The sequence below is a fragment of the Leisingera sp. MMG026 genome (genome assembly GCF_021654205.1).
In the GTDB taxonomy this organism is placed as follows: Bacteria; Pseudomonadota; Alphaproteobacteria; order Rhodobacterales; family Rhodobacteraceae; genus Leisingera.
Window position 1 is genome coordinate 10,658 of record NZ_JAKFZM010000025.1, and the last position, 25,800, is coordinate 36,457.

The following is a 25,800-nucleotide window of genomic DNA, read 5'->3' on the forward strand; positions in this document are numbered from 1 at the left end:
GCGTCACTCCGCGGCCGTGGCATAGCGGGGCCGGCCTGCCGCCGCATCGGCAGCGTCGAGCCGGGCTTTGACGCCTGCGGCCAGCACGCTGACATTCGGCACCAGCACCATGCTGTCGTGGTCGCCCGGCACTTCGGCCACCTCTGTCTGCGCGGCCCAGCGGGTCCAGTTGTTGTCATCAAACACATATTCGCGCGCAGTGCTGACCCAGTTGCCGCCGCTGACCTGCCAATTGCGGTCCAGCGGCGGGCGGAACAGCGTGAGGGGGCCGGTCCAGGGGCGCAGGGCGTAAGTTTCAACGGCGGTGCGGAAGGCCAGCTCAATCTTGCGGTTGTTGAATTCGGGCAGGGCGCCGCTCTCGACCGGAGCGGCGCGGCGTTTTTCAACCTCCCAGGCGATGCGGTTTCTGGCCCATTCGCCAATGTAGCCGGCCCCTTTGCTGCGCAGTTCTGCCAGTTTGATCAGTGCCTTGTCGCGGCGGCTGAGCGGCGGGCGCATGGGCAGGGGCGTGTCCAGCAGGACCAGCGCGGCGGTTTCCTGGCCCTGATCCTTCAGCTGCTGCGCCATCTCATAGGCGGTGATACCGCCGCCGGAAAAGCCGCCCAGAAGATAGGGACCCTCGGGCTGGATCCGGCGGATTTCATCCAGGCAGCTTCGGGCTGCGTCCTCGATCCGGGAGTGCGGGTCGTCATTGCCGACCAGCCCCTTGGCCTGCAGGCCATAGACCGGGCGGTCCTTACCCACGAGCAGGGCCAGTTGGCGCAGATTCAGCACATTGCCGAACATGCCTGCCACCAGAAAGAACGGCCGCCGTCCGGTGCCGTCGCCCGGATGCAGCGGCACCAGATGGGTGAAGGATGGTGTGTCCTCTGCAGCTGCGGCGGGTTTCCCTGGTTCCGCAGCAATACCGCCGCCGGTGCGGTCTATGATCCGTTCTGCCAGCGCGGCGACGCTGGGGGCCTCAAACAGCACCGACAGGGGGAATTCCACACCAAAGCCGCGTTTGACCTGGGCAAACAGCCGCACCGCAATCAGCGAGTGGCCGCCAAGGTCAAAGAAACTGTCCTCGATCCCCACTTGCGACACCCCAAGGAGCGCGGCAAAGAGGCCGGCCAGTTCCTCCTCTACCGGGTTGCGGGGGGCGACGTAGTCAGTATCCAGTTGCGGGCGCTCGAACGTCTGGGTGTCCTCCGCGGCGGCAGTCTGCCCTGCCTGTGCGATCAAAGCGGGCAGGTCCAGCGAGGAGACCACCACCTGCGGCAGGCCGGTGGCGAGGGCGCGGGCCAGCGCCTCGCCGCCTTCAGCGGCTTTGATGCCGTTGGAGATGTTCAGCTGCAGGCGCCGTTCCTCGGGAGACAGAGGCTGCGTGCCGGCGGCAGGTTCCAGGCCCAGCTCAGCGGCGGTGGCGTCGGCTTGCCCTTCGGCTGCTGCGGCGTCGAATCCGCCGGTCAGGCGCTGCATCCGGAAACCTTCGATCCGGACCAGAACAGTGCCGTGCGGATCTGTCAGGGTGACGTCAAAACCGGCAGAGCAGCCATCCGGCGCATCCGTCAGCCGCACATGGCTGCAGATGCTGGAGGTGAGCGGTGCGAAAACCCGGATCAGGTGGTAGGACACCGGCACCCAAAGCGCGCTGGCGTCGTATCCGGGGATCAGGCCAATCGCCCAGCCGGTGGCCAGGTCCAGCAGGCCGGGATGCAGCAGACAGCCGTCCTGCGCCGCGATGTCCGGGAGTGAGAGAGTGGCGAGGCCCTCGCCATTGCCCAGTGCCGCGCGCCTTAGCACATGCCAGCGCGGACCAAAGCGCAGATGCGCCTCCTGCGCGGAGCGCAAGCGCCCGTCGATTGGCGCCTGCTCCTCCGGGCAACGGGTGAAAATATTCTGGAGGTTGAGTGCGGCGGGGCATTCTGCCGCCGCCGCTGAGGCCAGCATAGCCTGACAATTTAGAGAGTAACCATTTGTACATGCCGAGTAAACAAACAGTTCATAACCATTTTCATTAGCTTCGAGTTTTACCGCAAGCTTTGCCGGGGCTTCACTTTTTGCAACCAGAGGGCGCATGAAGTAGAGGTCGCGGATTTCGACTGGCCCTTCAAAACCGGTTTCTGCCAGCGCCTCTGCCGCCATTTCGATGTAGCCGGTGCCGGGCACCAGGGCGGTTCCATCGGCGGTCCGGTGTTCGTCCAGAAGCCAATCCGCGGTTTCAAAACGCGGTGTGAAGATGCGGTTGCCGGCCGTGTCATAGCCGCATTGCTGTAACAGCGGCTGGGGACAGGGGGCCATCGTGCCGGCGGCGGTGGCGCCGTTGCGGCTGGCCATGGCGTCGGCGGCCATGCCGGTATCGGACCAGACACCCCAATCCACTGCCATCACACGGGTGAGGCCGCCGGTGCGGTGCTTGGCCCAGGCGTTGAGGAATTCATTGGCGGCAATGTAATCCACTTGGCCCGCAGGCCGGGTCACGGCGGAGGAGGAGGAAAACAGCACCATCAGCTCCAGGCTGCCATCGGGGAAGACCGCATCAAGCGCCCGCAGTCCGCTGACCTTGGGGGCCAGCACCTGGGCGATCTGGTTCTCGTCTTTGGCCAGCAGCGGGCCGTCATCGATGACACCGGCGCCGTGGATCACGCCGGTGATGGGACCAAAGGCAGCTTCGCCTTGCGCGCGGGCGCGGCGCAGCTCACCGCTGTTGCAGACGTCGGCGGCCAGCGGCAGGATCCGGCCTTTGCCGGTCTCCTCAAGCGCCATTACCGCGCGGATGCGCAAAGCGGTGCGGTTGGCCGGGCTGTGGCTGCGCAAGTAGCGCTCCCAGGCGGCGCGCGGGGGCAGTCCTTCGCGGGAGATCAGTGAGATTTTGGCGCCGTATTCGCGCATCAGATGGCCCGCGACGGTCAGGCCGATACCGCCATAGCCGCCGGTTATCAGATAGTGGCCGCCCTGTTTAAAGGGCGGCGTTTCCGGCGCGGGCAGCGGCAGCGGGCGCCACGTGAGTTCTAGCCGCTTTTCACCGCGCCAGGCGGCAGAGGTGTTTGCGGGGTCCGCCATCAGCTCTTCCAGCAGGCGCGGGGTGATGTCTGCTTGTGCCGGTTTGCGGCGCGTAAACAGCGCCTTGGGCGGCTTTGGCAGTTCGATGTCGATGGCGGCGCAGGTGATGCCGGGCAGCTCACGCGGGATCACCCCCAGCGGCCCCGCGATCATCGCCTTTTCGGGATAGGGCAGTGCTTCGCTGCGGACCTGTGCTGCGCCAGTGGTGAAGACGCTGATATGCAGCGGGCCGGGCAGATCGGCATTGCCCAGTTCCTGCGCCAGTGCAGTGAGGGAGTGAAAGCCCATCTCCAGATTGCGGTCAAAGAAGGAAGAGCCGGGGCGATAGGTTTCTTCACCGGTCACCAGCCAGAAATGGGCGATGCGGTCCGGCAGCAGCCCGGCGCCTGCCAAGTCTGCCAGCAATGCGCAATAGGCGGCGCGGCCCTGTTCCGGCGGCAGGATGTATGAGACCGGGGACAGCTGCGCGTAAGTGTCGCCGGCGCGGACGCGGGTGACGCTGTGGCCTGCGGCCTGCAGCCGGTCTGCGGCGCGGGCCGCGTGGCCTGTTTCATCCTCGAAAATCAGCCAGGTGTGCGGTGCCTGGTCCAGTTCATGTTCCACGTCCAGGGTGCAATCGGCGAACCTGGGCCGCCAGGCAGGGCGGTAGCCCCAATCGGCCAGATCTTCGCGCCGGGCGGGGGTCGTGTCTTCTTCCACGGCAGGTTTGCCGGGTTCGATGAAATAGCGGCTGCGCTGAAAGGCGTAACCGGGCAGGGGCAGGCGGTTGCGCCGCGCTTCGCCCCAGATCTGCTGCCAATCTGCCTCAACCCCGCAAGCCCAAAGCCGGCCGATGACGCCGAAGAAGTAACTGTCATCCATCACGTCCTGATCCGGGTGGCGCAGCGAGCTGAGCACCTGGCCCGGTTGCACCGCGGGCGACATTTGCGCCAGCGCGCTGAGGGCCTTGCCGGGGCCGGTCTCAAGGAACACACGGTTCGGGGTCTTGGCGAGGGTTTCAATGCAATCGGCATAGCGCACGGTGTTGCGCAACTGGCCAACCCAGTAATCGGCGCTGGTGGCCTGTTCGGCGGTCAGGGCGGCGCCGGTGCGGTTGGAGATCACCGGCAGGTTCGGCGCCGTCAGGGTCAGCGAGCGGATGAAATCGCCATACTGCTGCAGGATGCCGTCCAGCATCCGCGAATGGGCGGCAATGTCGATCTGGATGCGCTGGTGGTCGACCTCGCGCGCGGTCAGGTCGGCGGACAACCGGTCCAGCGCCTCTTGCGGGCCGGAAACGGCGGTAAGCGCGGGCGCGTTGACGCTGGCAATGTCCAGATCATCGCCGATGAGCGCCTCAACTTCGGCCAGCGGCAGGGCAATGGACAGCATGCCGCCTGCGGGAACGGTATCAAACAGCCGTCCGCGCAGCAGGACCAGATCAATGCAGTCCTCGAAACGCATAACGCCGGCCAAGCAGGCGGCGGTGTTTTCGCCCATAGAATGGCCCGCAAGTGCCGCGGGTTTGACGCCCCAGCTGATCCACAGCTGCGCCAGCGCGTATTCCACGATCATGATCAGCGGCAGCTGCACTGAGGGCTGTTGCAGCCTGGCGTTTGCCGCGTCCTCTTCGCCCGCTTCGGGCAGCCAGATGGCGCGGATGTCGTAATCCAGGCTCTGTTGCAGGTGGTCCAGCCCGCGGTCCATCCAATCGGCAAAGACCGGTTCAGTCTCGTACAGATCGCGGGCCATGCCGGCATATTGCGCGCCGCCGCCGGGAAACAGGAAGACCACCTCGGGGGTGTCGCCGAGACGGTCATGGGTGAAGACCTTGCGCGGGTCGTTTTCTGTCAGAATATCAATCGCTTCAGCGGTGGTTTCCGCCACCAGCACGCGGCGTTTGGCTAAGCCGCGGCGGCCTTCCTTCAGCGTATAGGCCACGTCGGCCAGATCGGCATCGGGGTTTGTCTTCAGGTACTCTGCAAGGGACTGCGTGTTGGCATCCAGCGCGGCCTTGGACTGGCCGGAAACACAGAGGATCTGGAACGGAAAATCGCTTTCTTCCGAGGCTGCACGCTCTGGCGCTTCCTCGAGGATCACATGGGCATTGGTGCCGCCGACGCCCAGTGAGTTGATGCCGGCGCGGCGCGGTCCCTTGTGCGGTTCCCATGGCGTGAGGGCGGCGTTGACTTTGAAGGGTGACGTCTCGAAATCTATTGCGGGGTTCGGCGCCTCAAACCCTAGCGAGGGCGGGATTTCCTGATGATGCAGCGCCAGCGCGGTTTTGGTCAGGCTGGCGACACCGGCGGCGGTGTCCAGATGGCCGATGTTGGTCTTGACCGAGCCGATGCGGCAAAAACCGTTGTCCTGGGTGGTGGCGCGGTAGGCGTCGGTCAGGGCTGTGACCTCGATCGGGTCGCCCAGATAGGTGCCGGTGCCATGGCATTCGACGTAATCAATGGTCTCTGCCGGGGTGCCTGCCGCCTGCAGTGCGGCCTGCACCGCTGCCGATTGGCCGCCGACCGAGGGCGCCAGATACCCGGCCTTGTCCGCACCGTCGTTATTGATGGCGGAGCCTTTGATGACGGCCCAGATGTGGTCGCCATCGGCAATCGCATCCTCCAGCCGCCTCAGCGCCACCGCGCCTGCGCCGGAGCCGAAAACCGTTCCTTGCGCCCGGTGATCAAAGGCGTGGCAGTGGCCGTCCGGGCTGAGGATTTCGTTTTCCTTGTAGAGGTAGCCGCGGCCCTGCGGCAGCTCGATGGTGACACCGCCGGCCAGTGCCATATCGCACTCGCCCTCGCGCAGGGCCTTGCAGGCGTAATGCACCGCAACCAGCGAGGTGGAGCAGGCGGTCTGCACGTTGACCGAGGGCCCGTGCAGGTCGAACACATGGCTGACGCGGGTCGACAGGAAGTCCTTGTCGTTGCCGGTATGGCGCAGCAGGAACATACCGACATCGTCCACTAGGGCCGGATTCGAGCAGATGTTGAAATAGAAATAGCTGCCCATGCCGCAGCCTGCATAAACGCCGATGGGGCCAGCGATGCTTTCGGGCGGGTGGCCCGCGTTCTCCATGGCTCCCCAGGCCACTTCCAGGAATTTGCGGTGCTGGGGGTCGAGGATGGCGGCTTCCTTGGGGCTGAAGCCAAAGAACTCGGCATCGAATTCATCAAACCCCTGCAGCCGGGCTGCGGCAGGCACATAGTCCGGGTCGGCCAGCACAGACGCCCGTTCACCAGCCGCCAGCAGGGTGTCGCGGTCCAGAACCTCAATCGATTCAATGCCGTCGCGCAGGTTCTGCCAGAAGGCGTCAGCAGAATTTGCGCCGGGGACTGTCACTGACAACCCGACAATTGCTATATCTCCGGCAGCGCCCCCCGCTGCGGGTTTCCCATCCTGCATCGCCAATACCTGACCCACTGGCCCCTTAAAAACAGTCCGGCACAACGTTGCCAGACTGCTTTGCAGAGCTGGCAGGCGCCCGCCGGACGGGTTGGTTTTTGGTGCCGGAGTTCTCCCCGGCGGGTTGTCCCGGTCTGGCAGCACCAGATCCCCATCTGTGCTGCAAACCGGATTTATTCAGTTTAATTTCGTCAATCCATAGGGCCAGCCTGTGGACGCAATGTGTTGAATTGGGCCTGAAAAGCGGAAAGATTGCGGCATCACAGAATACTTCGCTTCTCTGGCCCGGCGGTGTCAGGCATCAGCGCCTGCGCCCCGCCGAACAGGGCTGGTTTCCGGCTGAACAGATTCGGGTAGAGCAACCGCTCGGCGTAGCCCAGCACCGAGCCGGCGCACATCCAGGTGATCGGGATCAGGGTGGCGTTGAGCAGCATATCCACCATGGTTGCGGCCAGGATGAGGGCAATCGGCGCGGCAAACGGCGAGACACTGCCCTGCGGCGCGCGCCGCGCGGCTTGTGCCAGCAGAACCAGCGGCGCTGCCAGCAAGCCCATCTCGGCAATATAGCCCAGCCAGCCGAAGGTGCCGAACACAATGATCCAGCGCCCGTCCGGGATCGACAGGATCTGCCCGGTCTCGGCGTGGCGCACCAGGTTGCGGCCCCAGCCGCCCCAGCCGAACCAGGGTTTCTCCGCCGCCCGCGCCAGCAGCTGTGTCTCGTTCTCGAACCGGTAGTTCAGCGACTGCGCCCGCTCGGCGCTGATTGCCTCGGCCTGCGCCACCAGCGCCTCCGTCGGCACCAGCCCGGTGTTGCGCAGCATCGGATAGACCACTGCGATCAGCGCCAGCAGCAGCGCCGCCCGCAGCTGCCAGCGCAGGGGCGCCAGCGCCACCACAGGCGTGAAGGCCAGCGCATAGGCCAGCGCGGCGAGGCTCTTGCACAGCACCAGAACGGCAAACAGATATACCGCCGCCAGGATCAGGCGAAGCCTTTGGCCGGAAGCGGCCGCGCGGGCCAGGGACGTAGCGGCCAGCAGCGCCGACAGCATGAAAAACGCCAGCCACAGGGCATGGGGCAGGAATACGATGGGGCGGAAGCCGCCCTGGCGGATCATCTGGCTGAAGTCATGCTGGAAGAAGCCGTATATCCAGACGTTCATCTGCGGGCTGAGCCGGATTTCAATCAGCGACGGGACGGTATAGGCCAGCCCGCCGATCATCAGCGCCAGCAGCAGCTCGCGCTGCGCTTCGGGGGTGGAGAGGTAACGCCGCGCCAGCAAAAAAGGTATCAGCACGATCATCTGGTTGATGATCACCGATCCCAGGTCGCGCCAGCGCAGTCCTGGCAGCTGATCGGTCAGAAAGACAATCGGATCGGAATTGGCGATCCTGCGGAACAGGATCGGCTCGCCATTGGTCAGCACTGTTGGAATAACGCCGAACACAAACAATAGCGCCAGAACCCGCACCGCCGGATGCCGCGGCAGCAGCGGCACCGGCCTGCGCAGCAGCAGCAGGCACAACAGGAATGCCATCACGGATGGAATGGCGAATTTGTCCATATCCGGCACCAGCGGCAGGTCGAACTCGGCCAGCGGCGGCAGCAGCAGATAGCCTGCGATGATGCACCACAGGATTGCCCGCTCCAGCGGCAGGCGCCGGAACAGGATCAGGCTGGCCAGCGGCCAAGCCAGCAGCATCAGATAGGCCAAAGCGTTGGGCAAAGCCTTCGTGCCCCCTCAATTCCCCGGATTTGCGTCAAAGTTTACCGGTTGCGGACGTCCCTGTCCCGCGGATTTGCAAGAAGAGGTAAACAGCGTGCAGCTTTGCCACGCTCAGGGCGCAGCGGACGCGGGTCTGCTGGCCTGGCCGCCGTGCCGGCGGTATGAGGAAACGGCATTGTCGTTGGAGGCTGCATTGTATTTCGAATTTCACGGCCGCCGGGTTGCGGTGACCATGCCGGCGCGTTCCATGCTTGAGGCCGAGGTCCGGGCCCGGTTCAAGGCCTCGCAGGGGTTTGCGCTGGCCACGGTAAATCTGGACCACCTGGTCAAGATGGCAGAGTCCCCGGGCTTTCTGGCGGCCTATCAGGCGCAGGATCTGGTGGTTGCAGACGGGCGTCCGGTTGTCTGGCTGTCGCGGCTTGCCCGCCGCCCGGTGGAGCTGATGCCCGGCTCGGACATGGTATTGCCGCTGTGCCGCCTGGCGGCAGAGGCCGGGGTTCCGGTGGCCCTCGTGGGCAGCACGGATGCGGCGCTGCAGGACGCCAAGGCCGCTTTGCTGGCACAGGTGCCGGGACTGAAACTCGCCTGGGTCGATGCGCCATCAGGCCGGTTCGACCCGGACGGGCCAGAAGCGGATCAAATCCTGCATCGCCTGGAAGGGACCGGCATTGCATTGTGCTTCCTGGCGCTGGGCGCGCCAAAGCAGGAACGGTTTGCCCAACGCGGCCGCCGGATGTCGCCGCGCACGGGGTTTGCCTCCGTCGGAGCCGGGCTGGATTTCCTTGGCGGTCATCAAAAAAGGGCGCCTGCCTGGGTGCGGGCGGTGGCGATGGAGTGGCTGTGGCGGGCGCTGTCCAGCCCGGCGCGGCTGCTGCCGCGCTATGCCAAATGCCTGATGATCCTGCCTGGCCAGATGCTCAGGGCTTGGCGCATCCGGGCGCGGTAACGGGCGGCAATGCCCGGTCTTTCGGCGGGATTATGCCGCGTGCTCAGGGACATTTAAGGGCAGATGAGAACTGGATCCTTTATTCTTCTGGCCGCAAGGCCAAGAGGGGCAAAGCCCCGGCCGGCGTTATTTATACTCGAGAATGCCGCGAGCCCTGCCATGCAAGCGGCGCCAGTAGAACTCTACAGCTCCAGCAGCTTCGGCGAATTTTCCGATGACGGCAAACAGCGCCTGCGTGTATCCCATGCGACGGGCCAGGCGCAGAAATTGCGCCGGGTAGATCAGTATAGCAGTCATCAAGAACGGGTTCATCAGACCAGCCAGAATGATACCCGCCGGCAGTGCCGCGCCCCAGAACAGCGCGCGGCGGGTTTCGGCGGCCCAATGGCGTTCCGGTCCCGCCCCATGCAAGGCCGCGCCTTCGGCGAAAGCATGGCCGGCCCGGCGGCTGCGCCGCCACCACTGGCCAAAATGCTGCATCTGCGCGTCATGCAGGGTCATCTCCGCATCTATCCGCCAGATCCGCCAACCGTCCCGCCGCAACCGCAGGCACAGTTCCGGCTCTTCCCCGGCGATCAGGCTTTCGCGGTATCCGCCCACCGCCCGCACCGCCGCAACCCGCATCAGCGCATCGCCGCCGCAGGCCTTGGCTTCGCCCAGTGGGGTGTCCCATTCCGCATCGCACAGCCGGTTGTAGACCGAGACATCGGGGAACCGCTCCCGCCGCCGCCCGCAAACCACGGCCGTCTGGGGATGCGCCCGCAGGAACGCTGCTGCGGTGGCGATCCAATCCGGGTCCACCTCGCAATCGCCGTCCACGAACTGCACGTAGCCGGCTCTGCCATCCAAAACTTCCAGCCCGGCATTGCGGGCACGCGCCGCAGTGAAGGGCCGGCTGAGGTCCAGATCCACAACTTCGGCACCAATCGCCCGGGCTGCAGCTGCCGAGCCGTCGCTTGAGCCGCTGTCCACATAGATCAGCGGCTGCGCCTGGCCTTGCAAGGAGCGCAGGCAGCGGATCAGGCGTTCGCCCTCGTTGCGGCCAATGACCACTGCAGCGACGGAGGGCGCGGTCATGCGCTGCCGCCCGCCAGAAAGGCGCTGTAGTCAGCCGACCGGCGCAGGAACCCGCGTTGCTGGAGGGTTTCGATACCGGCGTTTTGCAGGGCTGCATCCGACCACAGGCTTACCTCAGGCCGGGCCTGAAGAACACCGGAACGCAGCCTGTCCTCGCCATGTTCGGACCGGGCCTCGGCCTGGGATTGCAAGTCGCGCGCCAGGCTGTCGCCGGCAAATTTGTAGTGGCGGATCAAGCCGTCCATATCCGCCAGCCGCAGACCGGCAGAGAGATGCGGATGCACTGCCGCTTGCACGCCCGGCCCGTTGAAGATCAGCGGGTGCTTGCTTAGACAGCAATTCTCGCCGAAAACCTTGCCGCGCACGCCGCCGTACAGCATCCTTGCGCCGCCCGGCGGCAGGCGGTTCTGGCGCAGATAATAGGCCAGGCGCGTGTCCTTAGACCCGTAGTCCACCGCCCGCACCGCACTGATGTCGGCATAGCGGAAGGCGTCCACAGCCTCGGCGTAGCTGAGACCGCAGGCTGCCGCCAGCGGGCCTTTGGGAAACATCTCCAGCATTTGCGCCTGCAAGGCGGTATAGTTTTTCCGTGTCAGGTAGCGGGTCAGCCCGGCCAGCCCCGCGGTGCGGCTGCCTTCGAATTCAAACAGCTCGTCCATATCGGCAAACAGGCACCAGCGGTCCCGGCCATAGCGGTTGGCGGCATATGCGCGGAAGGTGTTCTCGTATTCCAGCCAGGGCAGGGGCGAGCGCAGCACCGCCGTGTCCGGCTCCTGCCGGATGCGGTTCAGCGTGCCATCGGTTGAGCCATTGTCGAAGAACACAAAAGCCGAAACGCCCAGCCTCCGGTAATGCTCAAAGAACACATCAAGGTAAAAGGCGCCGTTGCGCACCAGGGCGATCAGCACCACCTCATCCGCAGCGGCAAAGCGGCGGGCTGGCCCATGCAGATGGCGCAGCGACGCGCGGAACCTTGCGGCATGCGCTATGCGCCCGCTGCGGGCTGCCAGCCTTTGGACGAATGTTCTTTGCACAATGCGTTCCGTGTTGCGGTTGCCTGGAATTTTCCTGTCAAAGTGCAGACTTCCGCCGATGGCCGCAAGCACTGCGGGTGCGCTCAATTGCAATTGCGGCGGGATTGCTGCAGTCTTGATCGTACGAAAGTGATCAGAAAAGGACCGCGGCAGATGGCGGCTGAGCTGACCGTTTTGGCTGGCGATGTTGGTGGCAGCCGGACCCGGCTGGCCCTGGCGGCCCCTGGCATCGGGGTCACAGCATTGCAGAGCTTCGCCAATAGCAGTTTCACCAGTTTGGAAGATGTGCTGAAGGCCTATTGCGCGCAGCCGGGGTTTCCGCCCCTGCAGGGGGCTTGCCTGGCCGTGGCAGGTCCGGTCCGGGAAGGGCAGTTTCACCTCAGCAACCGCAATTGGCAGGGCGATGCAGGCAGCATAGCCGCCGCATTGCAACTGCCGGCAAGTGCCAAGGCCAATGTGATTAACGATCTTGCAGCCCTGTGCCATGCCTTGCCTGCGCTGATCCCGGGACAGCTGTCCTGTCTTGACCCGGGGCGGCATAGCGGCGGCCAGGTATTGGTTGCCGGCATCGGCACCGGGTTCAATGTCTCAGCCGCGCTGAACGGCGAGGTGCTGGCAGCCGAACTTGGCCGCACCAGCCTGCCGCAAGCCGTGCACCGCCGCCTGCAGGGGGTGCTGGACCAAAAGCCGGAGAACGCAGCCAGCACCGAAATGCTGTTCTCGGGTGCTGGACTGGTGCGGTTTCACCAAGCCCTGACCGGCTCGGCGGCCAGCAGTGCCGAGGGGATCGTGGCCGCTTGCCTCGCAAGCCCGGACTCGCCCGAGGCACGGACGGTCTGCGAATGGGCGCATTTGCTGGGTCTGATGGCGCGCGAGCTGACAGCGGCCTACCTGCCGGCGCAGGGTTTGTTCTTTGCCGGAAGTGTCGCGCGCGGTGTGCTGAACTCCCCCGCGCGGTCGCGTTTCCTGGAGAGTTATACGGCGCCGGGCGGCCAGCTGGGGACTGTCTGTGCCGGGACGCCGTTGTGGCTGATCACGGATGATGCTGCAGGTGTCGGCGGGGCTGCGCGGGTGGCGCTGGCCGCCGCCGGGGCAGACGTCAGTAGTCGCGTTTGAAGAACAGGCCAAATCCGGTTTCGCCCTCGCTGTCCACCGTGCCTTGCACCGTCAGGCTGTCGGTCATGTCAAGGTTGATGCTCAGCTCGCTGTCGCCGCGGGTGTTGACGTTGAAATCGGTATAGACGTTTTCCGCCACATAGCCGCCGAGGCCCAGCTGCCCGGCCCCCAGATTATCGGCGCCGATATCGACGTCATCCGCACCGGTGGCATTGCGCAGCTTGTTCTGCGCACCGCCGCCACGCCCGCTGAGGGTCAGCGCTGACCCCGCCAGACGGGCCAGCGCCAGCGGTGAGATGTCCTGGATATTGTCGCCGAACAGCAGCAGCGCCAGGGCTTCCTCGCTGGGGCGGGGCGGGTCCGAGGTGACTTTGATCTCGGGCGCATCGACCCGGCCCGAGATTTCCAGCGTTGCGGTGCCTTGATCCGTGGCCGCCGAGGATTTGAACTCCAGATAGGGTTTCAGATCCCCCAGCAGGGTGATCCGGCCTTCATCCAGCTCCAGCCGCCGCCCCAGAATATCAAAGGTGCCGCGGATCAGGCTGATCTGGCCGGAGGGCGACAGCCGTGCGGTGGTGCCGCGCAGGCGGATCTCGCCGCCCAATTCCGAGCGCAACCCGCGGCCGCGGGCAAAGATCCTGGAGGGCGCGCTGATCAGAATGTCCAGTTCGGTTCTGCCGGAGCCGCCACCGCCGCCGCTGCTGCCGGTCAGCCCGGCGCGGGCCAGGGTCTGGCGCACATCGCGCGGGGTTCCGACATGGCGGATTGGCGGGATCGGTGCCGCTGAGACCGAACCGCCGGCGGTGTTCAGGTTGATATTGGTCTCGCCCACATCGATCCGTCCCTCGATCCGGTTGTTGCCCGCCATCGCACCTGACATCGCCAGGCTGCCGTTCAGCAGGGTTTCATAAGACAGGTGGTCGGTCACCACCACATCGCCGATGGCAACCTGCAGGTTGCCGTTGAACGGCGGCTGCAGCCCGACCGGGCCGCTGATCCGCACCGTGCCGCCGTCGCGCGGGCGGGCCGAGACCTGCAGCTGCGCGCTGGAGCGGGCGATGGAAACGGTGGCGTTGATATCATCCACCCGCTGTGTCGCCGACGGGATGGCAAGCGAGGCGCCGGGTACCGAGATAGTGCCGCTTAAGCCATCCAGTGCCGGGACGCCCCGCAAGGCCATGTCGAAATTCGCAGGGCCCTGCATCAGGTTGGGGGAGATGAACGGGTTCAGTCCTTCCAGCCGCAGCGTGCCCTTGGCGGTCACATCTGCGGTGCCTTGGGCTTCGCTCCAGCTGCCGGCAACGCGGCTGTCGATGCCTGCGGGGCCGCTGGCGGTGCTGTCGATGGTCCAGGTGCCGTCCCGCCGCGCCGCAGTGCCCTTGGCGGCGAGGCGGCCGGGAAGATCAGGGACCAGCCGCTGCAGCTGGCCGATCGCCGCATCAAAGCGCAGATCTGTGCTGCCGTTGTTTTCGGTAAAGCGGCCCTCGATATCCGCGGTGATGGCGGCTGGACCCGCCGCTTGGCCCGCAATCTGCCATTCCCCGTTGCGGCGCGCGGCGGTGCCTTGGGCGGTCAGCTTGCCCGCCAGCTGCGGCACAAACCGCTCCAGCTCGTTCAGGGCGGCGGCAAAGGTGAAATCGGCATCGCCTTCCAGCGTGACCGAGCCATCCAGTTTGGCGCTGGAGGTGTGCGGTCCTTTCAGTTCTGCCACCCCATTCAGGGTATCGCCATTGCGGGTGAGGGTGGTCGCCAGTTCCAGCGCGCCGGGCGTTTGCGGCAGCAGCACCTCCAGCCGGTTCAGCTTGGCGGTGATCTCCATCCGTCCGGCATCGCTGTTGAGCGTGCCTGCGGCGCTGGCCAGCAGCGCGCTGCCTGCCAGCTCAAAGCGGTCGATTGCAATGCCGTTCTCATCCCGCGCCGCCTTCAGCGCCAGCGTGGTTGTGCCCTTCAGCAGCTCATCCGCCTGGGCAATGCCTGCCGACAGGTCCTGCGCCTGCACAGAAAGGTCGGTGTCAAACGCCCCCGAAAGAGGGGTGAAGGAACCTTTGACCGCGGCCTGTACCGCGCCGCCCAGCGAGTGCCCGGCCAGGTCCGAGAACCGGGCCAGATCAGCCAGGTCCGCAGTCAGGTCGGTGCTGACTTTCAGGCCGTCTTCCAACCCGTCAAAACCCACATCCCCCGCGGCTTGGTAATCGCTGCCCCGCAGTTCCATATCCGTGATCTGCAGCGCGCCGGGGCCTTCGGTGGTGAGAGTGCCTTCAAAGCGGATTTCATTGCCGGTGGCCTTGGCCAGCGCCGGATCGCGCGGCTGCAAACTGCTGAGGCCGGCAGTCAGCCGTCCCGTCAGTGCAAAGCCGGTGCTTTGGTCCAGCGTGCCCCGTCCGGAAATCTCGGCCCGGCCCACCAGGGCGCCGGGGTGGCTCAGCTGGTCCAGCACCCCGTCCAGGGTCCAGTTGCCCCCGGCGGTCTTTTTCAGTTGCAGGTCTGCCGCCGCCAGCGTCGTCTGCCCGCCGCCAAAGGGCAGGGCAACGGCGGCCTGGCCTGGGGGCGGGGTGATGGCGGTTTTCAGATTTGCAGTGTCCAGCTTGCCGCCCGCATCCAGCGCTGCTGCGCCGGTGACCTGCAGCGCATTGCTGCGCAAGGCCAGCGTGTCCAGCGCCACCGCGCCGCTGCCTGCGCGCGTGCCCTTTACATTAAGCCGCAGACCGGGGCCAAAGAACGGCCGGTGCACCGGCGGCAGCAGCACGTCGATATTGCCGCCCAGGTCGGCAGAGAAGCCGATATCGCGCGGAGCGTCCGGCGCGGCGTCTGCGGGCAAAGGCACAGCCGCCAGCACCACCTGGCCTGCCAGCCGTTCCGCGCCATTGGTGCTGAACCGGATATCGGCGGTGAAGTCACTGACCGGGCCGCTGCCTTGGGCGGTCAGTTGCAACTCGGGGCTGCCCGGCAGATCCAGGCTGCGCGAGATCAGACCGCCCGCGCTTTCCTCCACTGCCAGATCCAGGGTGATTTGCCGCGTTTCATTGGCAAACCCCGCCTCCAGCCGGAAATGGTCGCCGGGTTTGTCCAGCCGGGTTGCTGCCAGTTTAGTATCCAGTGCCCCGTCCGCCAGCATCAGCGAGCCTTCGACCGATAGGCTGGCCGCCGAACCGGCCAATTCCTCGCCCAGTTCGATCCGGGCTGCCTTGATCCGGCCCAGCTCAATTGCCACCGGCAGTTCCGGAAGGGCAAACGGCGTGGCCTCAGGCTCTGGCAGTTCGGGGTCCTGCGGCAGCGGCTTGGGCGCGCGCGCCACTTCGATGCGTTCAGCCGACAGCTCATTGACCGAGAACCGTCCGCGCAGCAGCGCCAGCCGGTTCCAGTCCAGTTCGGCGCCCTCAACGGTCAGCCAGATGCCGTCTTCATCCGCCACCGTGATCTGCTTGATCTTGGCCTGCGAGGAAAACGCGCCCTCAAGACCTGTCACGCTGATATAGCGGCTGTCGCCGGACAGCGTATCCTCCAGGAAATCGACCAGCAGCCCGCCGGCGTCCTCCGTCGTGGTGTCCTGCGCCGCTGCGGGCGCAATCGTCAGCCCAAGGGCCAGGGCAAGGCCAAGAAACTGTCTCAAAACGCTTGTCCGATCCCGATATAGAATTGCAGCCCGTCCTCGGACCCGCCGTCCACCGGATAGGCGAGGTCAAGCCGGATCGGGCCGATGCCTGCCACATCATAGCGCAGGCCAAAGCCCGCGCCGGCATGGCGCGCAGATGAGCCGGAGACAAAACTGTCTGCATCGACAAAACCAAGGTCGTAAAACCCGACCAGTGAGATCTTGTCGGTGACCTTGCCCCGGACTTCGCCCGAAAGCGCCAGAAAACCGCGCCCGCCGGCGGTGCCGCCATTGGCGGGCACGCCCAGCGACTGGAATTCATGCCCTCGCACCGACCCCGCGCCGCCGGAAAAGAACAGCAGGGTGGGGGCGGTCCCGCTTAGGGACGGTCCGATCACCGATCCCATCTGCAGCCGCCCGGCCAGCACGATCCGGTCATCGGCGCCCAGCCCGTAATAGGCACGCCCGTCAGCTTTGATTTGCAGGCCGGAGTCGTTGCCGTCAATGCCGATGAAAGGGGTTGCGCCGCCCTGAACGAAATAGCCGCTTGCCGGATTCACCCGGCTGTCGCGGCCGTCGTATTCCGCACGGATCCGGCCTGCCAGATATTTGAAGCGCCGCTTGCCGAAGACATCCTCAGCCAGGATGGACGTCACGCCCAAGGCGGCCTCGGCATAGAACTGGTCCGAAAACGTCCGCCGCACGCCGATGGCCCCCAGCACCTGGGTGGCGCTGTAGTGTTCCTCGTCCAGCCGTTCGGCCTCGGCCAGATAGAAGATACTGTCATCCGGCCCCAGTGCTGCGGGCCGGTCCAGCCGAATGGCGATACGGCCGTCAATGTCATTGCTGCTGCCGATACCGCTGAGCCGCGCCTCGATCCGCAGCTTTTCTGCGGCACCGAACAGGTTGCGGTGCATCCAGCTGCCCGACAGTTCAATTCCGTCGGAGGAGCTGATCTCGGCCCCGAAGGTCAAGCGGCGCGGCGGCAGATCTTCGACCCGGGCTGTAAAATCCAAGGTGCCGTCCGGGTTCGGCTGCTCGGCCTCGCGCAGGACCACGGTGGAAAACGTGCCGGTGCGGCGCAACCGGGTCGCGGATTTGGAGACCAGATCAGGATGGAACGCGCCGCCTTCCGGGAACCCTGCGATCCGGCGGATGGCATCCTCGCGGACGTTGGTTTCGCCAGTGATCCGCAACTGCCCGAACTGAAGCTGCGGACCCGGCGCCAGCCGGAGTTCTGCATCAAGCCGGGCTTGCACGTGGTTGGCGGTGATCTTCTGATCCGCCACTGTTGCCTTGGCGTGGCCGTTGCGGCGCCAGGCCCGCACGCCGGCAATCGCCGCGTCGCGGATCGCGCCGGTGCTGGCGGGCTGGCCAGGGGCAAAGCCTGCAGGGATCTCCACGTCGCTGGTTTGCGGCAGCGGCGCCAGCTCGGCCCGGCCAAAAGCGAACCGCGGGCCGGGCTTTACGGTGATTTCTACCTTGCTGACGTTCTTTGGCGGGTTCAGCGGCTGGATCCGCGCCGCCTCGCGCCCGTCCAGGCGGATATTCACCACCGGTGAAAAATGACCCGCGTCATACAGCACCTGCACCAATGTGCGGTAATCCGACAGGGCCGCCGCCAGCAGTTCCTGCACATTGGTCTCGCCGCTGGCGGCCACCGAAGACGAGGCGCCGCGCAGCCGTCCGGCCAGGGCTTCATCCGCACCGGGCGCCTGCAGCGTGGCCTCGGCGCCAAAGGCGGCAGGCGGCAGCAATGTCAGCAGGTTGAAAGCAAGGGTGCTCGCCAATAGTCGCGGGCGGAAAGGAAAATTCATGTCTGCTCCCGGCGGCGGGCGGAAAATCGGCCTCTAAGCCCGGCAGGGCCGCAGGCGGCTGGGTCAAAGCCTAACACGGGAAAAATGCAGGATGGAACCGGTAAAGCAGCAGCTTTCCGCCGGGGTTCGGTCGCTACCGGCTGGCAGCGGATTGCCGCGCATGGCGGCAGCTGGCAGGCGGCGGCACTGGAAGGGGAGTGCAAGGCCGCGGGCGCAATCCTGCCGGTTTGGCGTGTTCGCGGTAAAATTGGCTGCAAAGGTGATTGGCAACCGGTAAGGAAACTGTACTATTCAGTTCAGCTCCGGCAGTTGAAACTGCCGGAGCCGGCACTGGTTAACAAAGCTACTTCGAGTAACGTCAGGCGCAGCCACCACTCACAATGCAGCCCAGCCTGACGGGAATGATACCACGCGGAATTGAACTGTCCAGATAATTGTCGGATTGATAATTTTCGCGTGGTGTCATCTTATACTGGCAGATTAAATGGTGCTGGAGCAGCAGCTTGTGTTCCCCGGAGGTGCAATTGTGGATCGGTTAAAGTCAATTTTTGAACTTCGGGATATGCTCCATAAAATGGAACGCGACATCGGTCTGGACCGGTTCAACAGGGTTGAACGGGATGTGCTGCTGGCCGCGCATGCGCTGACCAGCGTGCCAGGCGCCCCGGTTCAGTCCGAGCAAATCCGCAGCCACCGGCTGGTGACGGAAATTGCCCAGGCGACTTTTCACAGGACACTGAAGTCGCTGCTGGCCTTAGGATTGCTGGAGCGGGCGGGCGGCAGCAAGGCCAAGCATTACGTGGTTTGCTTTGATCCCGCCGCAAGGTGACCGCAGCCTGTCAGCCGCCCAACATCCGATTGCAGCTTCTCTGCACGCTGTCTAAACGGGCGGCATGATACGCGTATTGCAGTTCCTGCCCGGTTTTCAGAGTTTTGCGGTGATCACCGCGGCTTATGTCATTTGCCATGGTCTGACGGCCTGGGCCGTCACGCCGGTGCAGAATATGTTTCTGCCCGAGATTACCGTCTTTGCCAGCCTGATCTACTTGCCGCACGGGGTGCGGGTGCTTAGCGTCTGGCTGTTCGGCTGGAGAGCGGTTTTGCCTCTCGCCTGTGGCGCGTTCCTGTCCGAGCTGATGTTCACGTCAGCCAATGTTCAGCAACTGATGGAGCCGGTGCTGTTGCAGTCCATCGCTGTCGGCGCCTTTGCCGCATTTGCGGGTTTTGAAATCGCATGGCTCTTCGGTTGGGATCTTTATGCCGGCCAAGTGCGCCGGATCGCCTGGACCGGGCTGCTGGCCGTGGGGGCGCTGGCCTCTGTCATCAATTCGCTGGGGCAATCGGTGGTGTTCTCCGGTCTGATCTTTCCCAGAGATCAGCTGCCGGTCATGGCTGTTTATGCGGCTGGCGATCTGATCGGTCTTGCGGTCTGCATGGTTGCGCTGATGCTGATTTTCCGTTGGATCCGGCTGTCTGGAGCAGGGCGGAAACCGCAGGAATAGCAAAGCCCGCCAATGGCGGGCCTGCAAACCGGTCTGCGGACAAGGGCGGGTCTTATCCCGCCATCAGCCTGGCCACATCCAGCATCCGGGCTGAAAAGCCCCATTCATTGTCATACCAGCCGAACACCCGCGCCTGATGCTCGCCGGCCATGCGGGTTTCCGGCCCGGCAATCACCAGCGATTCAGGCCGCGCCCGCAGGTCAGAGGATACCAGCGGCATATCGGTCCAGCCCAGCACCTTGGATACTGCCACGCCTTCGCGCAGGGCGGCGGTGAACGCGTCTTCGCTCATCGGGGTCTTCAGCTGCGCCACCAGATCCACGGCGGAAACGCTGGCCGTCGGCACCCGCACTGCGGCACCGCTGACCCGGCCTTTCAGATGTGGCAGCACCTCGTCGATCAGATGCGTCGCCGAGGTCGTTGTGGGCACCATTGATTGCGCGCCGCCGCGCGAGCGGGCAAAATCGCCGCGCGGCGCGTCCACCATCGGCTGCGAGTTTGTATAGCAATGGATCGTGGTCATATGTGCCGTATCGATGCCGGCGATCCGGTCCAGCAGCTTGACCAGCGGAGTGAGGCCATTGGTGGTGCAGGAGGCGTTGGAGACAATGCGCGCATCGCCCAGCTGCTCCTCGTTGGCGCCCAGCACCACGGTCAGCTCAGCCGCCGGGGAGGGGCCGGAGATCAGAACCTTGGACGCACCTGCCTTGATGCCGCGCTCGGCCACATCAGACGTCCGCGCGATGCCGGTGCATTCCAGCACCAGGTCAACGCCGGAGAGGTCCACCGATGTCAGATCCGGCGCATGACTGACGGGGATTGAGCGCCCCATTACCTGCAGCGCCCCGCCGCCATGCTCCACTGGGTGGGCAAAGGGGCCGAAGGTGCTGTCGTACTGGAACAGATAGGCGCACATATCCAAGGGTGCGATATCGTTGATCCGCACCACGTCGATGCCGTCTCCGCGCGGGGTCGTCAGAATCTGGCGCAGGATGGCGCGGCCGATGCGGCCGAATCCGTTGATTGCAAGTCTCATGCGCAATCTATGGCAGGCGCGCCGGGGCCGCTCAATCCATGGCCTCCCGGAAAATGATCACATTTCCCAAGAGGATGTTTCAGAAATACGCCGCAAAACTGCAGGGCCGTCAGCCATACCTCTAATTGCGGCAGATCACGTGGGCGTAATAGGTGCTGTTGATGCTGCGCACCATCGTGTCCATGTTGACGCTGCAACCGGTGGCGGTGCGCAGGGCCTGCACTGCCTGGCGGGCGGTCAGCACCGCAGGCGGGCGGAACGGCAAATGCTCAAGATTCATCCGCGTGGCGCTGTAGCGGCCCGGTGTGTCCGCGACTGGGAAAACCGCCCAATCGCGGTCCAGAACGGTGACCATGGTGCCTTCGGCGTCCGCGGCCGATGCAGCCGGGGCAAGCGCGGCGCACAGGGCCGCTGCCAATGCAGTCTGTTTGATCATCAAAATTGCTCCTGCGGAAATATCTTGATTCAGCCTAGCAAGGGCGGCGTGCAATGCAAAGCAGGCTTTCCCGCAAGGCGCGGTTACAGGTGGTCCACGGCCTCGGCCTGGCGCAGCTCTGCGGCGCAGAGCTGCAATCCGCGCAACAACCGTTCGGCATCCGCCTCCGGCTGCAACCCGCGCGGCGCTGAACAACCGGCGACAATCGGCGTCTGCCCGGGCCGCGAGACGGGCACGGCGTAACCGGTGATCCCGGCTTCGAATTCGCCGCTGGTAAGGCAATAGCCCTGCGTGCGAGCCTCATCCACGCGGTCCAGAATACGGCCGGGATCGGTGAGCGAGGCCTCGGTATGGCGCGGGATTTCTGTTGCGGCCAGCACCGCGGCCGCCGCGGTCTCCGGCAGCCCGGCCAGCAGCATCCGCCCGAGGCTGGTATGGGCCAGCGGAATATGGGAACCGGCGGTGAAGCCATAGGTGATATGGCCATGCTCGACGGTGGATTGCGCCAGCAGCAGCACCCGGCCCTGATCCAGCATTGCCAGCGTCACTTCGATTTCCATTTGCCGCGCATGGCGGTTCAGAACCGGCTGCACCCGGCGCCCGAACTGATTGGCCTGCAGGAAACCGCCCGCCAGTGCCAGCACCCGCGGGGTCAATGACAGCATCCGCCCGTCCTGGCGCAGATAGCCTGCCTGCACCAGCGTCAGCGCCCCGCGCCGGGCAGTGGCCCGGTCCTGGCCGGTGCGCCGGGCGATCTCGGCCAGGGTCATGCTGGGGGAGGCCGCGTCAAACACCGCCAGAACTGCCAGCCCTTTGGCAAAGCTCGACGAAATATTCCGGTCCTGTTCAACTGCTGTCATCTGAAATCGCTGTCCTGATCTTGAATGGCACCGCGCGGGGCAGTGGCTTTGTGCGAATGTTCGACACAATGTTCGCCCTGCGAATGCTGTCAAGGCGCAAAACCCCCGCAATATCCGGATTGCGCACCGGGTTGCGTCAAAATCTGCCGTGGACTGGACGCCGGGGTATTTCCGGTGCAATTTCAAACAGCTCGCTACCCAGGAGGCCGCCCATGGCACAAGATTTCACATCCGGAAAACTGGCCCGCCTGGGGCTGCTGTCGCCCGAAGATTGCCGCAAAGCAGCCGAGATCACCTCCCGCGCGCAGTTCGACGGGATAGAAACCGTGCGGGTGCTGTTCCCCGACCAGCACGGGATCCTGCGCGGCAAGACAATGATGGCCGAGGCCTTTGCCAGCGTCTTTGACCGTGGTCTCAACATGCCGGCAACCTTGCTGCTGAAAGACACCTCCCACCGAAATGCCTTTCCGGTCTGGGACGGCGGCACCGGCCTGTCCGGCCCGATGCAGGGTGCCGGCGACGTGCTGCTGGTGCCGCGCCCCGAAACCTTTCGCGCGCTGCCCTGGTCTGGCCATTCCGCCTGGATTTTCTGCACGCCGGTCTATCCTGATGGCAGCCCGGTCCCGTTTGCGTCCTGCGGCGTGCTGCAGCGGGCAGTCGATGCGCTGGAGGTGCAGGGGATGGCGGCCATCTTTGGCTTGGAGGTGGAATTCCACATTTTCGAACTGGCGGACAAGGCATCGGCCCATGAACAGGCCACCCGTCCCGGCGCACCGGTTCAAACCCGCAACCTGACGCAAGGATATCAGTACCTGAGCGAAACCCGCTATGGCGAAGCGGAGGCGGTGCTGGACCTGTTGCGCCGCAACGCCCAGAAACTGGGCCTGGTGGTGCGTTCGGTGGAAATAGAAATGGGTCCCAGCCAGGTTGAATTCACCTTTGCCCCGGATGGCGCCATGGCCCAGGCCGACGCGATGGTGATGTTCCGCACCATGGTCAAGGAGGTCTGCGCCCGCAACGGGTTGCACGCCAGCTTCATGGCCAAACCGCGGCTGGCGGGTGCCATGGCCAACGGCTGGCACGTGCATCAGTCGCTGCTGGACCCGGCCACAGGGCGCAATCTGTTCATGCCGGAAACCGCCGGACTGCTGTCTCCGCACGCCAGTGCCTGGATGGCGGGCCTGTTGAAATACGCCCCTGAGACCTCGCTGCTGATCGCGCCGACGGTGAACAGCTACAAACGCTATCTGCCGTTCCAGCTGGCCCCGAACCGCATCGGCTGGGGCGAGGACAACCGCGGCGCCATGCTGCGGGCGCTGATGCAGCCGGGCGATACCGCCAGCCGGATCGAAAACCGCGCGCCGGACAGCACTGCCAACCCCTATTACGCGCTGGCCGCCCAGATCATCGCAGGCATGGCCGGCATCAAAGAAGGGCTGGAGGCGTCCAGGCCCACAGTGTCGCCCTACAGTGAAAACGCCGAGCGCCTGCCGCGTTCGCTGGGCCAGGCGCTGGAGGGTTTCGGCGGCTCGCAGATGTGCCGTGCAGCGCTGGGGGAGGAGACCGTCAGCTATTTCCTGCAGCTCAAGCAGTTCGAATGGGAACGTTACCTGGACACTGTCAGCGAATGGGAGCAGGCGGAGTATTTCAATCTGTTCTGACCGCACAGGGCCGCACAGGGCATTGGGGGCCTGTGCCCATAAAAACGCAAGAATCCCATGATTTGCCATCTTGATCGGAGACCGGCACCGTTGGTAGCGTATACCCGCGCATGCAGGGCCCGGCAGGACCGGCTTTCTTCTTCCCGCGGTATCCGTTACGGCGGCATAACCTGCACTGAATACCAACCTGCACTGAAAACCCAAGCCTCTTCCAAGGGAATACACGATGATGAAATACACCGAAGAACACGAGTGGCTGCTGCCCGAAGACGATCTGATCACCGTTGGCATCACCGCCCATGCCGCCGAACAGCTGGGCGAAGTGGTCTTTGTGGAACTGCCGGAAGTGGGCACCGAGGTTTCCAAGGATGAAGAAATCGTGGTGATTGAATCGGTCAAAGCCGCCTCCGACATCCTGTCGCCGCTGGACGGTGAAGTGGTCGAGGTGAACGAGGCGCTGACCGATGATCCCGGCAAGGTGAACGAAGACCCCGAAGGCGGCGCCTGGTTCTTCAAGCTGAAGCCATCGGATCTGTCGCCGATGGACGACTACATGGATGAAGCCGGCTATAAGAAGTTTATCGGCTGATTTTCCCGCCCGCCGTGTTTTCCAACTGGCGGGCGGTTTCCGTCTGGCATCACGATCCCGCCAGCGCGCCTGTGCAGCCGCAGGCGATGTCCTATCATCCGGTCCATACCTGCAATCCAGACGGGAGACGCGCTATGACCGGTTTTCCGGGCCTCAAAGCCCTTTTCATCAACACCTCCCTCAAGAAAGACGGCAGCAAAAGCCACACCCGCCTGCTGATGGAGGCGTCATCCTCCATTATGGAAAAGAACGGCGTGGAGGTGGAGCATCTGCATATCCTGGACCACATTGTGCCGCCCGGCGTCTATCCGGACATGACAGAGCATGGCTGGCCGCAAGACGATTGGCCGGAGCTGTGGCAGAAGGTACTGGCAGCACAGATCCTGGTGGTCGGCACCCCGATCTGGCTGGGCGAGGAAAGTTCGGTCTGCCGCATTCTCATTGAACGCCTTTACGGTATGAGCGGCGAGCTGAACGATAAAGGGCAGTCGATTTTCTACGGCAAAACCGGCGGCACCGTCATCACCGGCAACGAGGACGGCATCAAGCATACCGCGATGACGCTGTGTTATGCGCTCAGTCACTTGGGCTTTACCATCCCGCCCCAGGCCGACTGCGGCTGGATCGGCGAGGCCGGGCCGGGACCGTCTTATGGCGACGAGGTGGAGGGCAAGCCCGCCGGCTTTGAAAACGAGTTCACCCAGCGCAACACTACGATCATGACTTGGAACCTGATGCATCTGGCGGCGATGCTGCGCGATGCCGGCGGCTATCCGAATGAGGGCAACGACCGAAATGCCTGGTCTGCCGGCTGCCGGTTCGACTATGAAAACCCGGACTACCGCTCCTAGCCGGCCCGCTACGTTTGCGGCTGGCGCAGTTGGCCGCCTTGTTCCCTGCCGGAAATAAGGCGGTGGCCCGGGCGGGAGTATTCGAGGTCCGAATAAAGCAGGGGGCGGGCGGCTGCAGGCCGGATCAGTAGCCCCGCTGCCGGTCCACCTCGTGCAGCAGATCTTTCCCGGCTTCCAGCCGCCGGTAGTTCTCCACCACATCGCGCAGCGCATCGCCCAGATGCCAGCCCGACACATGCGGGGTGATCGTCACCTGCGGATACGTCCACAGCGGGCTGTCTGCGGGCAACGGTTCCTTGCTGACCACATCCAGCACCGCATGGCCCGGCGTGCCTTTGTCCAGTGCTGCCAGCAAGGCAGGTTCATCGACCAGATCGCCGCGGCCTGCGTTGATCAGCGTCGCGCCCGGTTTCATTGCTGCCAGCATTTCCGCATCCATCAGCCCGCGGGTGGCCGGTGTGGACGGCAGGATTGAGCAGACATAGTCGCATATCCCCAGCATCTGCGGCAGCGCCTCTGCGCCATGGCGGCAGTCCACCCCGTCGATCTCCTTGGGGGAGCGGCTCCAGCCCAGCACCCGGAACCGCATGTCCCGCATCAGCCGCGCGGTCATGCCGCCGATATGGCCAAGCCCCAGCACGCCTATGGTGGTTTCCGCCGGGCGCCCCGGCGCCCGTGGCTCCCAGGCGCTGCGGGATTGGGAGGCTGCGTGGGCGGACATGTTGCGCTGGCCGCGCAGCACATAAGCCAGGCAGTAATCTGCAATCTCATACGCCGGCTCTTGCGGTTTCAGGCGGGTCACACGCACATGCGGTGCGACGCTGGGGTGCGCCACGATGCTGTCCACCCCGGCGCCCAGCTTTTGCACCAGCTGCAGGTTCGGCAGCTGCGCGGCCAGATCGCCCTTCAGTGCGGACACCGCCAGCATGGTGATGTCTTCCAGATTGCCGGGGTCAGAGATAGGCCGGATGTCGGTCCCGGGGGCAACCGAGCGAAGCTCATCTGCCAGCTGTTCCCCGGTGTACCAGCCGTCGTGGCCGATGCTGATCAGCAATGCCATGCGCGTTCTCCCTGTCCGCGTCCCTTTTGCCGGACTAAGCCACGGTTCAGGGCCAAGGGAAAGCCGGATT

At 64.8% G+C, this 25,800-nt stretch carries 17 protein-coding genes; 7 read left to right on the forward strand and 10 right to left on the reverse strand.

The window, feature by feature from the left end; translation table 11 throughout:
- Positions 1 to 3: 3 nt before the first annotated feature.
- Together L1069_RS14565 and L1069_RS14570 are read right to left on the reverse strand one after the other, a co-directional pair.
- On the reverse strand, positions 4 to 6,429 hold the full coding sequence (locus tag L1069_RS14565) for a type I polyketide synthase (RefSeq protein ID WP_237456144.1): 6,426 nt from the start codon (positions 6,427 to 6,429) through the stop codon (positions 4 to 6).
- A 260-nt stretch (positions 6,430 to 6,689) separates the two neighbouring features.
- Positions 6,690 to 8,153: a hypothetical protein gene (locus L1069_RS14570; protein WP_237456145.1), complete on the reverse strand. Its 1,464-nt coding sequence runs from the start codon at positions 8,151 to 8,153 to the stop codon at positions 6,690 to 6,692.
- 193 nt (positions 8,154 to 8,346) lie between these two features.
- Between L1069_RS14570 and L1069_RS14575 the strand changes: the two genes are divergently transcribed.
- Positions 8,347 to 9,099 carry a WecB/TagA/CpsF family glycosyltransferase gene (locus tag L1069_RS14575; protein WP_237456180.1) on the forward strand — a complete coding sequence of 251 codons (753 nt, stop codon included), beginning with the start codon at positions 8,347 to 8,349 and terminating at the stop codon, positions 9,097 to 9,099.
- Between the two features lie 126 nt (positions 9,100 to 9,225).
- Here the strand turns inward: L1069_RS14575 and L1069_RS14580 are convergent, their stop codons facing one another.
- Together L1069_RS14580 and L1069_RS14585 are read right to left on the reverse strand one after the other, a co-directional pair.
- The gene (locus tag L1069_RS14580; protein ID WP_237456146.1) at positions 9,226 to 10,176 is read right to left on the reverse strand and encodes a glycosyltransferase; all 951 of its coding nucleotides are present in this window, start codon (positions 10,174 to 10,176) and stop codon (positions 9,226 to 9,228) included.
- Positions 10,173 to 11,210, reverse strand: coding sequence for a glycosyltransferase family 2 protein (locus tag L1069_RS14585; protein WP_237456147.1), 1,038 nt, complete (start codon positions 11,208 to 11,210; stop codon positions 10,173 to 10,175). The genes L1069_RS14580 and L1069_RS14585 overlap by 4 nt, the downstream gene beginning before the upstream one ends.
- 153 nt (positions 11,211 to 11,363) lie before the next feature.
- Here L1069_RS14585 and L1069_RS14590 point away from each other — a divergent pair, with 153 nt between their 5' ends.
- Positions 11,364 to 12,326, forward strand: a complete 963-nt coding sequence (locus tag L1069_RS14590; protein WP_237456148.1) for a glucokinase — start codon at positions 11,364 to 11,366, stop codon at positions 12,324 to 12,326.
- Here the strand turns inward: L1069_RS14590 and L1069_RS14595 are convergent.
- On the reverse strand, positions 12,310 to 15,936 hold the full coding sequence (locus L1069_RS14595) for a translocation/assembly module TamB domain-containing protein (RefSeq protein WP_237456149.1): 3,627 nt from the start codon (positions 15,934 to 15,936) through the stop codon (positions 12,310 to 12,312). The two genes, L1069_RS14590 and L1069_RS14595, sit on opposite strands and share 17 nt — an antisense overlap.
- Positions 15,933 to 17,735 carry a BamA/TamA family outer membrane protein gene (locus L1069_RS14600; protein WP_237456150.1) on the reverse strand — a complete coding sequence of 601 codons (1,803 nt, stop codon included), beginning with the start codon at positions 17,733 to 17,735 and terminating at the stop codon, positions 15,933 to 15,935. The genes L1069_RS14595 and L1069_RS14600 overlap by 4 nt, the downstream gene beginning before the upstream one ends.
- Positions 17,736 to 18,297: 562 nt before the next feature.
- Here L1069_RS14600 and L1069_RS14605 point away from each other — a divergent pair.
- Both L1069_RS14605 and L1069_RS14610 read left to right on the forward strand, forming a co-directional pair.
- Positions 18,298 to 18,564, forward strand: coding sequence for a hypothetical protein (locus tag L1069_RS14605; RefSeq protein ID WP_237456151.1), 267 nt, complete (start codon positions 18,298 to 18,300; stop codon positions 18,562 to 18,564).
- Positions 18,565 to 18,628: 64 nt separating this feature from the next.
- Positions 18,629 to 19,237 carry a hypothetical protein gene (locus L1069_RS14610; RefSeq protein ID WP_237456152.1) on the forward strand — a complete coding sequence of 203 codons (609 nt, stop codon included), beginning with the start codon at positions 18,629 to 18,631 and terminating at the stop codon, positions 19,235 to 19,237.
- Positions 19,238 to 19,289: 52 nt separating this feature from the next.
- Here the strand turns inward: L1069_RS14610 and L1069_RS14615 are convergent, their stop codons facing one another.
- The 3 genes from L1069_RS14615 to L1069_RS14625 form a co-directional block, all read right to left on the reverse strand.
- Complete coding sequence (locus L1069_RS14615; RefSeq protein ID WP_237456153.1) at positions 19,290 to 20,273, reverse strand: glyceraldehyde 3-phosphate dehydrogenase NAD-binding domain-containing protein; 984 nt, start codon at positions 20,271 to 20,273, stop codon at positions 19,290 to 19,292.
- Positions 20,274 to 20,394: 121 nt separating this feature from the next.
- The gene (locus L1069_RS14620) at positions 20,395 to 20,709 is read right to left on the reverse strand and encodes a hypothetical protein (RefSeq protein WP_237456154.1); all 315 of its coding nucleotides are present in this window, start codon (positions 20,707 to 20,709) and stop codon (positions 20,395 to 20,397) included.
- An 83-nt stretch (positions 20,710 to 20,792) separates the two neighbouring features.
- Positions 20,793 to 21,569 carry an IclR family transcriptional regulator C-terminal domain-containing protein gene (locus tag L1069_RS14625; protein WP_237456155.1) on the reverse strand — a complete coding sequence of 259 codons (777 nt, stop codon included), beginning with the start codon at positions 21,567 to 21,569 and terminating at the stop codon, positions 20,793 to 20,795.
- Between the two features lie 212 nt (positions 21,570 to 21,781).
- Here L1069_RS14625 and L1069_RS14630 point away from each other — a divergent pair, with 212 nt between their 5' ends.
- From L1069_RS14630 to L1069_RS14640, 3 genes are all read left to right on the forward strand, one after another.
- Positions 21,782 to 23,230 (forward strand): glutamine synthetase family protein, encoded by a 1,449-nt coding sequence (locus L1069_RS14630; RefSeq protein WP_237456156.1) that lies wholly within the window; start codon positions 21,782 to 21,784, stop codon positions 23,228 to 23,230.
- 229 nt (positions 23,231 to 23,459) lie between these two features.
- Positions 23,460 to 23,819 carry a glycine cleavage system protein GcvH gene (gene gcvH / locus L1069_RS14635; RefSeq protein ID WP_134831259.1) on the forward strand — a complete coding sequence of 120 codons (360 nt, stop codon included), beginning with the start codon at positions 23,460 to 23,462 and terminating at the stop codon, positions 23,817 to 23,819.
- Positions 23,820 to 23,953: 134 nt separating this feature from the next.
- Entirely contained in the window at positions 23,954 to 24,670 is a 717-nt protein-coding gene (locus L1069_RS14640; RefSeq protein WP_129371785.1) for a flavodoxin family protein, read from the forward strand.
- Between the two features lie 124 nt (positions 24,671 to 24,794).
- On the opposite strand, the gene L1069_RS14645 is transcribed toward L1069_RS14640, so the two are convergent.
- Positions 24,795 to 25,730, reverse strand: coding sequence for a glyoxylate/hydroxypyruvate reductase A (locus tag L1069_RS14645; protein WP_237456157.1), 936 nt, complete (start codon positions 25,728 to 25,730; stop codon positions 24,795 to 24,797).
- Between the last annotated feature and the right edge of the window lie 70 nt (positions 25,731 to 25,800).

What these genes read in the sequence shown, in the direction of transcription:
- L1069_RS14565 (WP_237456144.1), bottom strand. Translation starts at nt 6,429, where the DNA reads ATGCAGGATGGGAAACCCGCAGCGGGGGGCGCTGCCGGAGATATAGCA.
- L1069_RS14580 (WP_237456146.1), bottom strand. Translation starts at nt 10,176, where the DNA reads ATGACCGCGCCCTCCGTCGCTGCAGTGGTCATTGGCCGCAACGAGGGC.
- L1069_RS14590 (WP_237456148.1), top strand. Translation starts at nt 11,364, where the DNA reads ATGGCGGCTGAGCTGACCGTTTTGGCTGGCGATGTTGGTGGCAGCCGG.
- L1069_RS14600 (WP_237456150.1), bottom strand. Translation starts at nt 17,735, where the DNA reads ATGAATTTTCCTTTCCGCCCGCGACTATTGGCGAGCACCCTTGCTTTC.
- L1069_RS14605 (WP_237456151.1), top strand. Translation starts at nt 18,298, where the DNA reads ATGCTCCATAAAATGGAACGCGACATCGGTCTGGACCGGTTCAACAGG.
- L1069_RS14610 (WP_237456152.1), top strand. Translation starts at nt 18,629, where the DNA reads ATGATACGCGTATTGCAGTTCCTGCCCGGTTTTCAGAGTTTTGCGGTG.
- L1069_RS14615 (WP_237456153.1), bottom strand. Translation starts at nt 20,273, where the DNA reads ATGAGACTTGCAATCAACGGATTCGGCCGCATCGGCCGCGCCATCCTG.
- L1069_RS14620 (WP_237456154.1), bottom strand. Translation starts at nt 20,709, where the DNA reads ATGATCAAACAGACTGCATTGGCAGCGGCCCTGTGCGCCGCGCTTGCC.
- L1069_RS14625 (WP_237456155.1), bottom strand. Translation starts at nt 21,569, where the DNA reads ATGACAGCAGTTGAACAGGACCGGAATATTTCGTCGAGCTTTGCCAAA.
- L1069_RS14630 (WP_237456156.1), top strand. Translation starts at nt 21,782, where the DNA reads ATGGCACAAGATTTCACATCCGGAAAACTGGCCCGCCTGGGGCTGCTG.
- gcvH (WP_134831259.1), top strand. Translation starts at nt 23,460, where the DNA reads ATGAAATACACCGAAGAACACGAGTGGCTGCTGCCCGAAGACGATCTG.
- L1069_RS14640 (WP_129371785.1), top strand. Translation starts at nt 23,954, where the DNA reads ATGACCGGTTTTCCGGGCCTCAAAGCCCTTTTCATCAACACCTCCCTC.
- L1069_RS14645 (WP_237456157.1), bottom strand. Translation starts at nt 25,730, where the DNA reads ATGGCATTGCTGATCAGCATCGGCCACGACGGCTGGTACACCGGGGAA.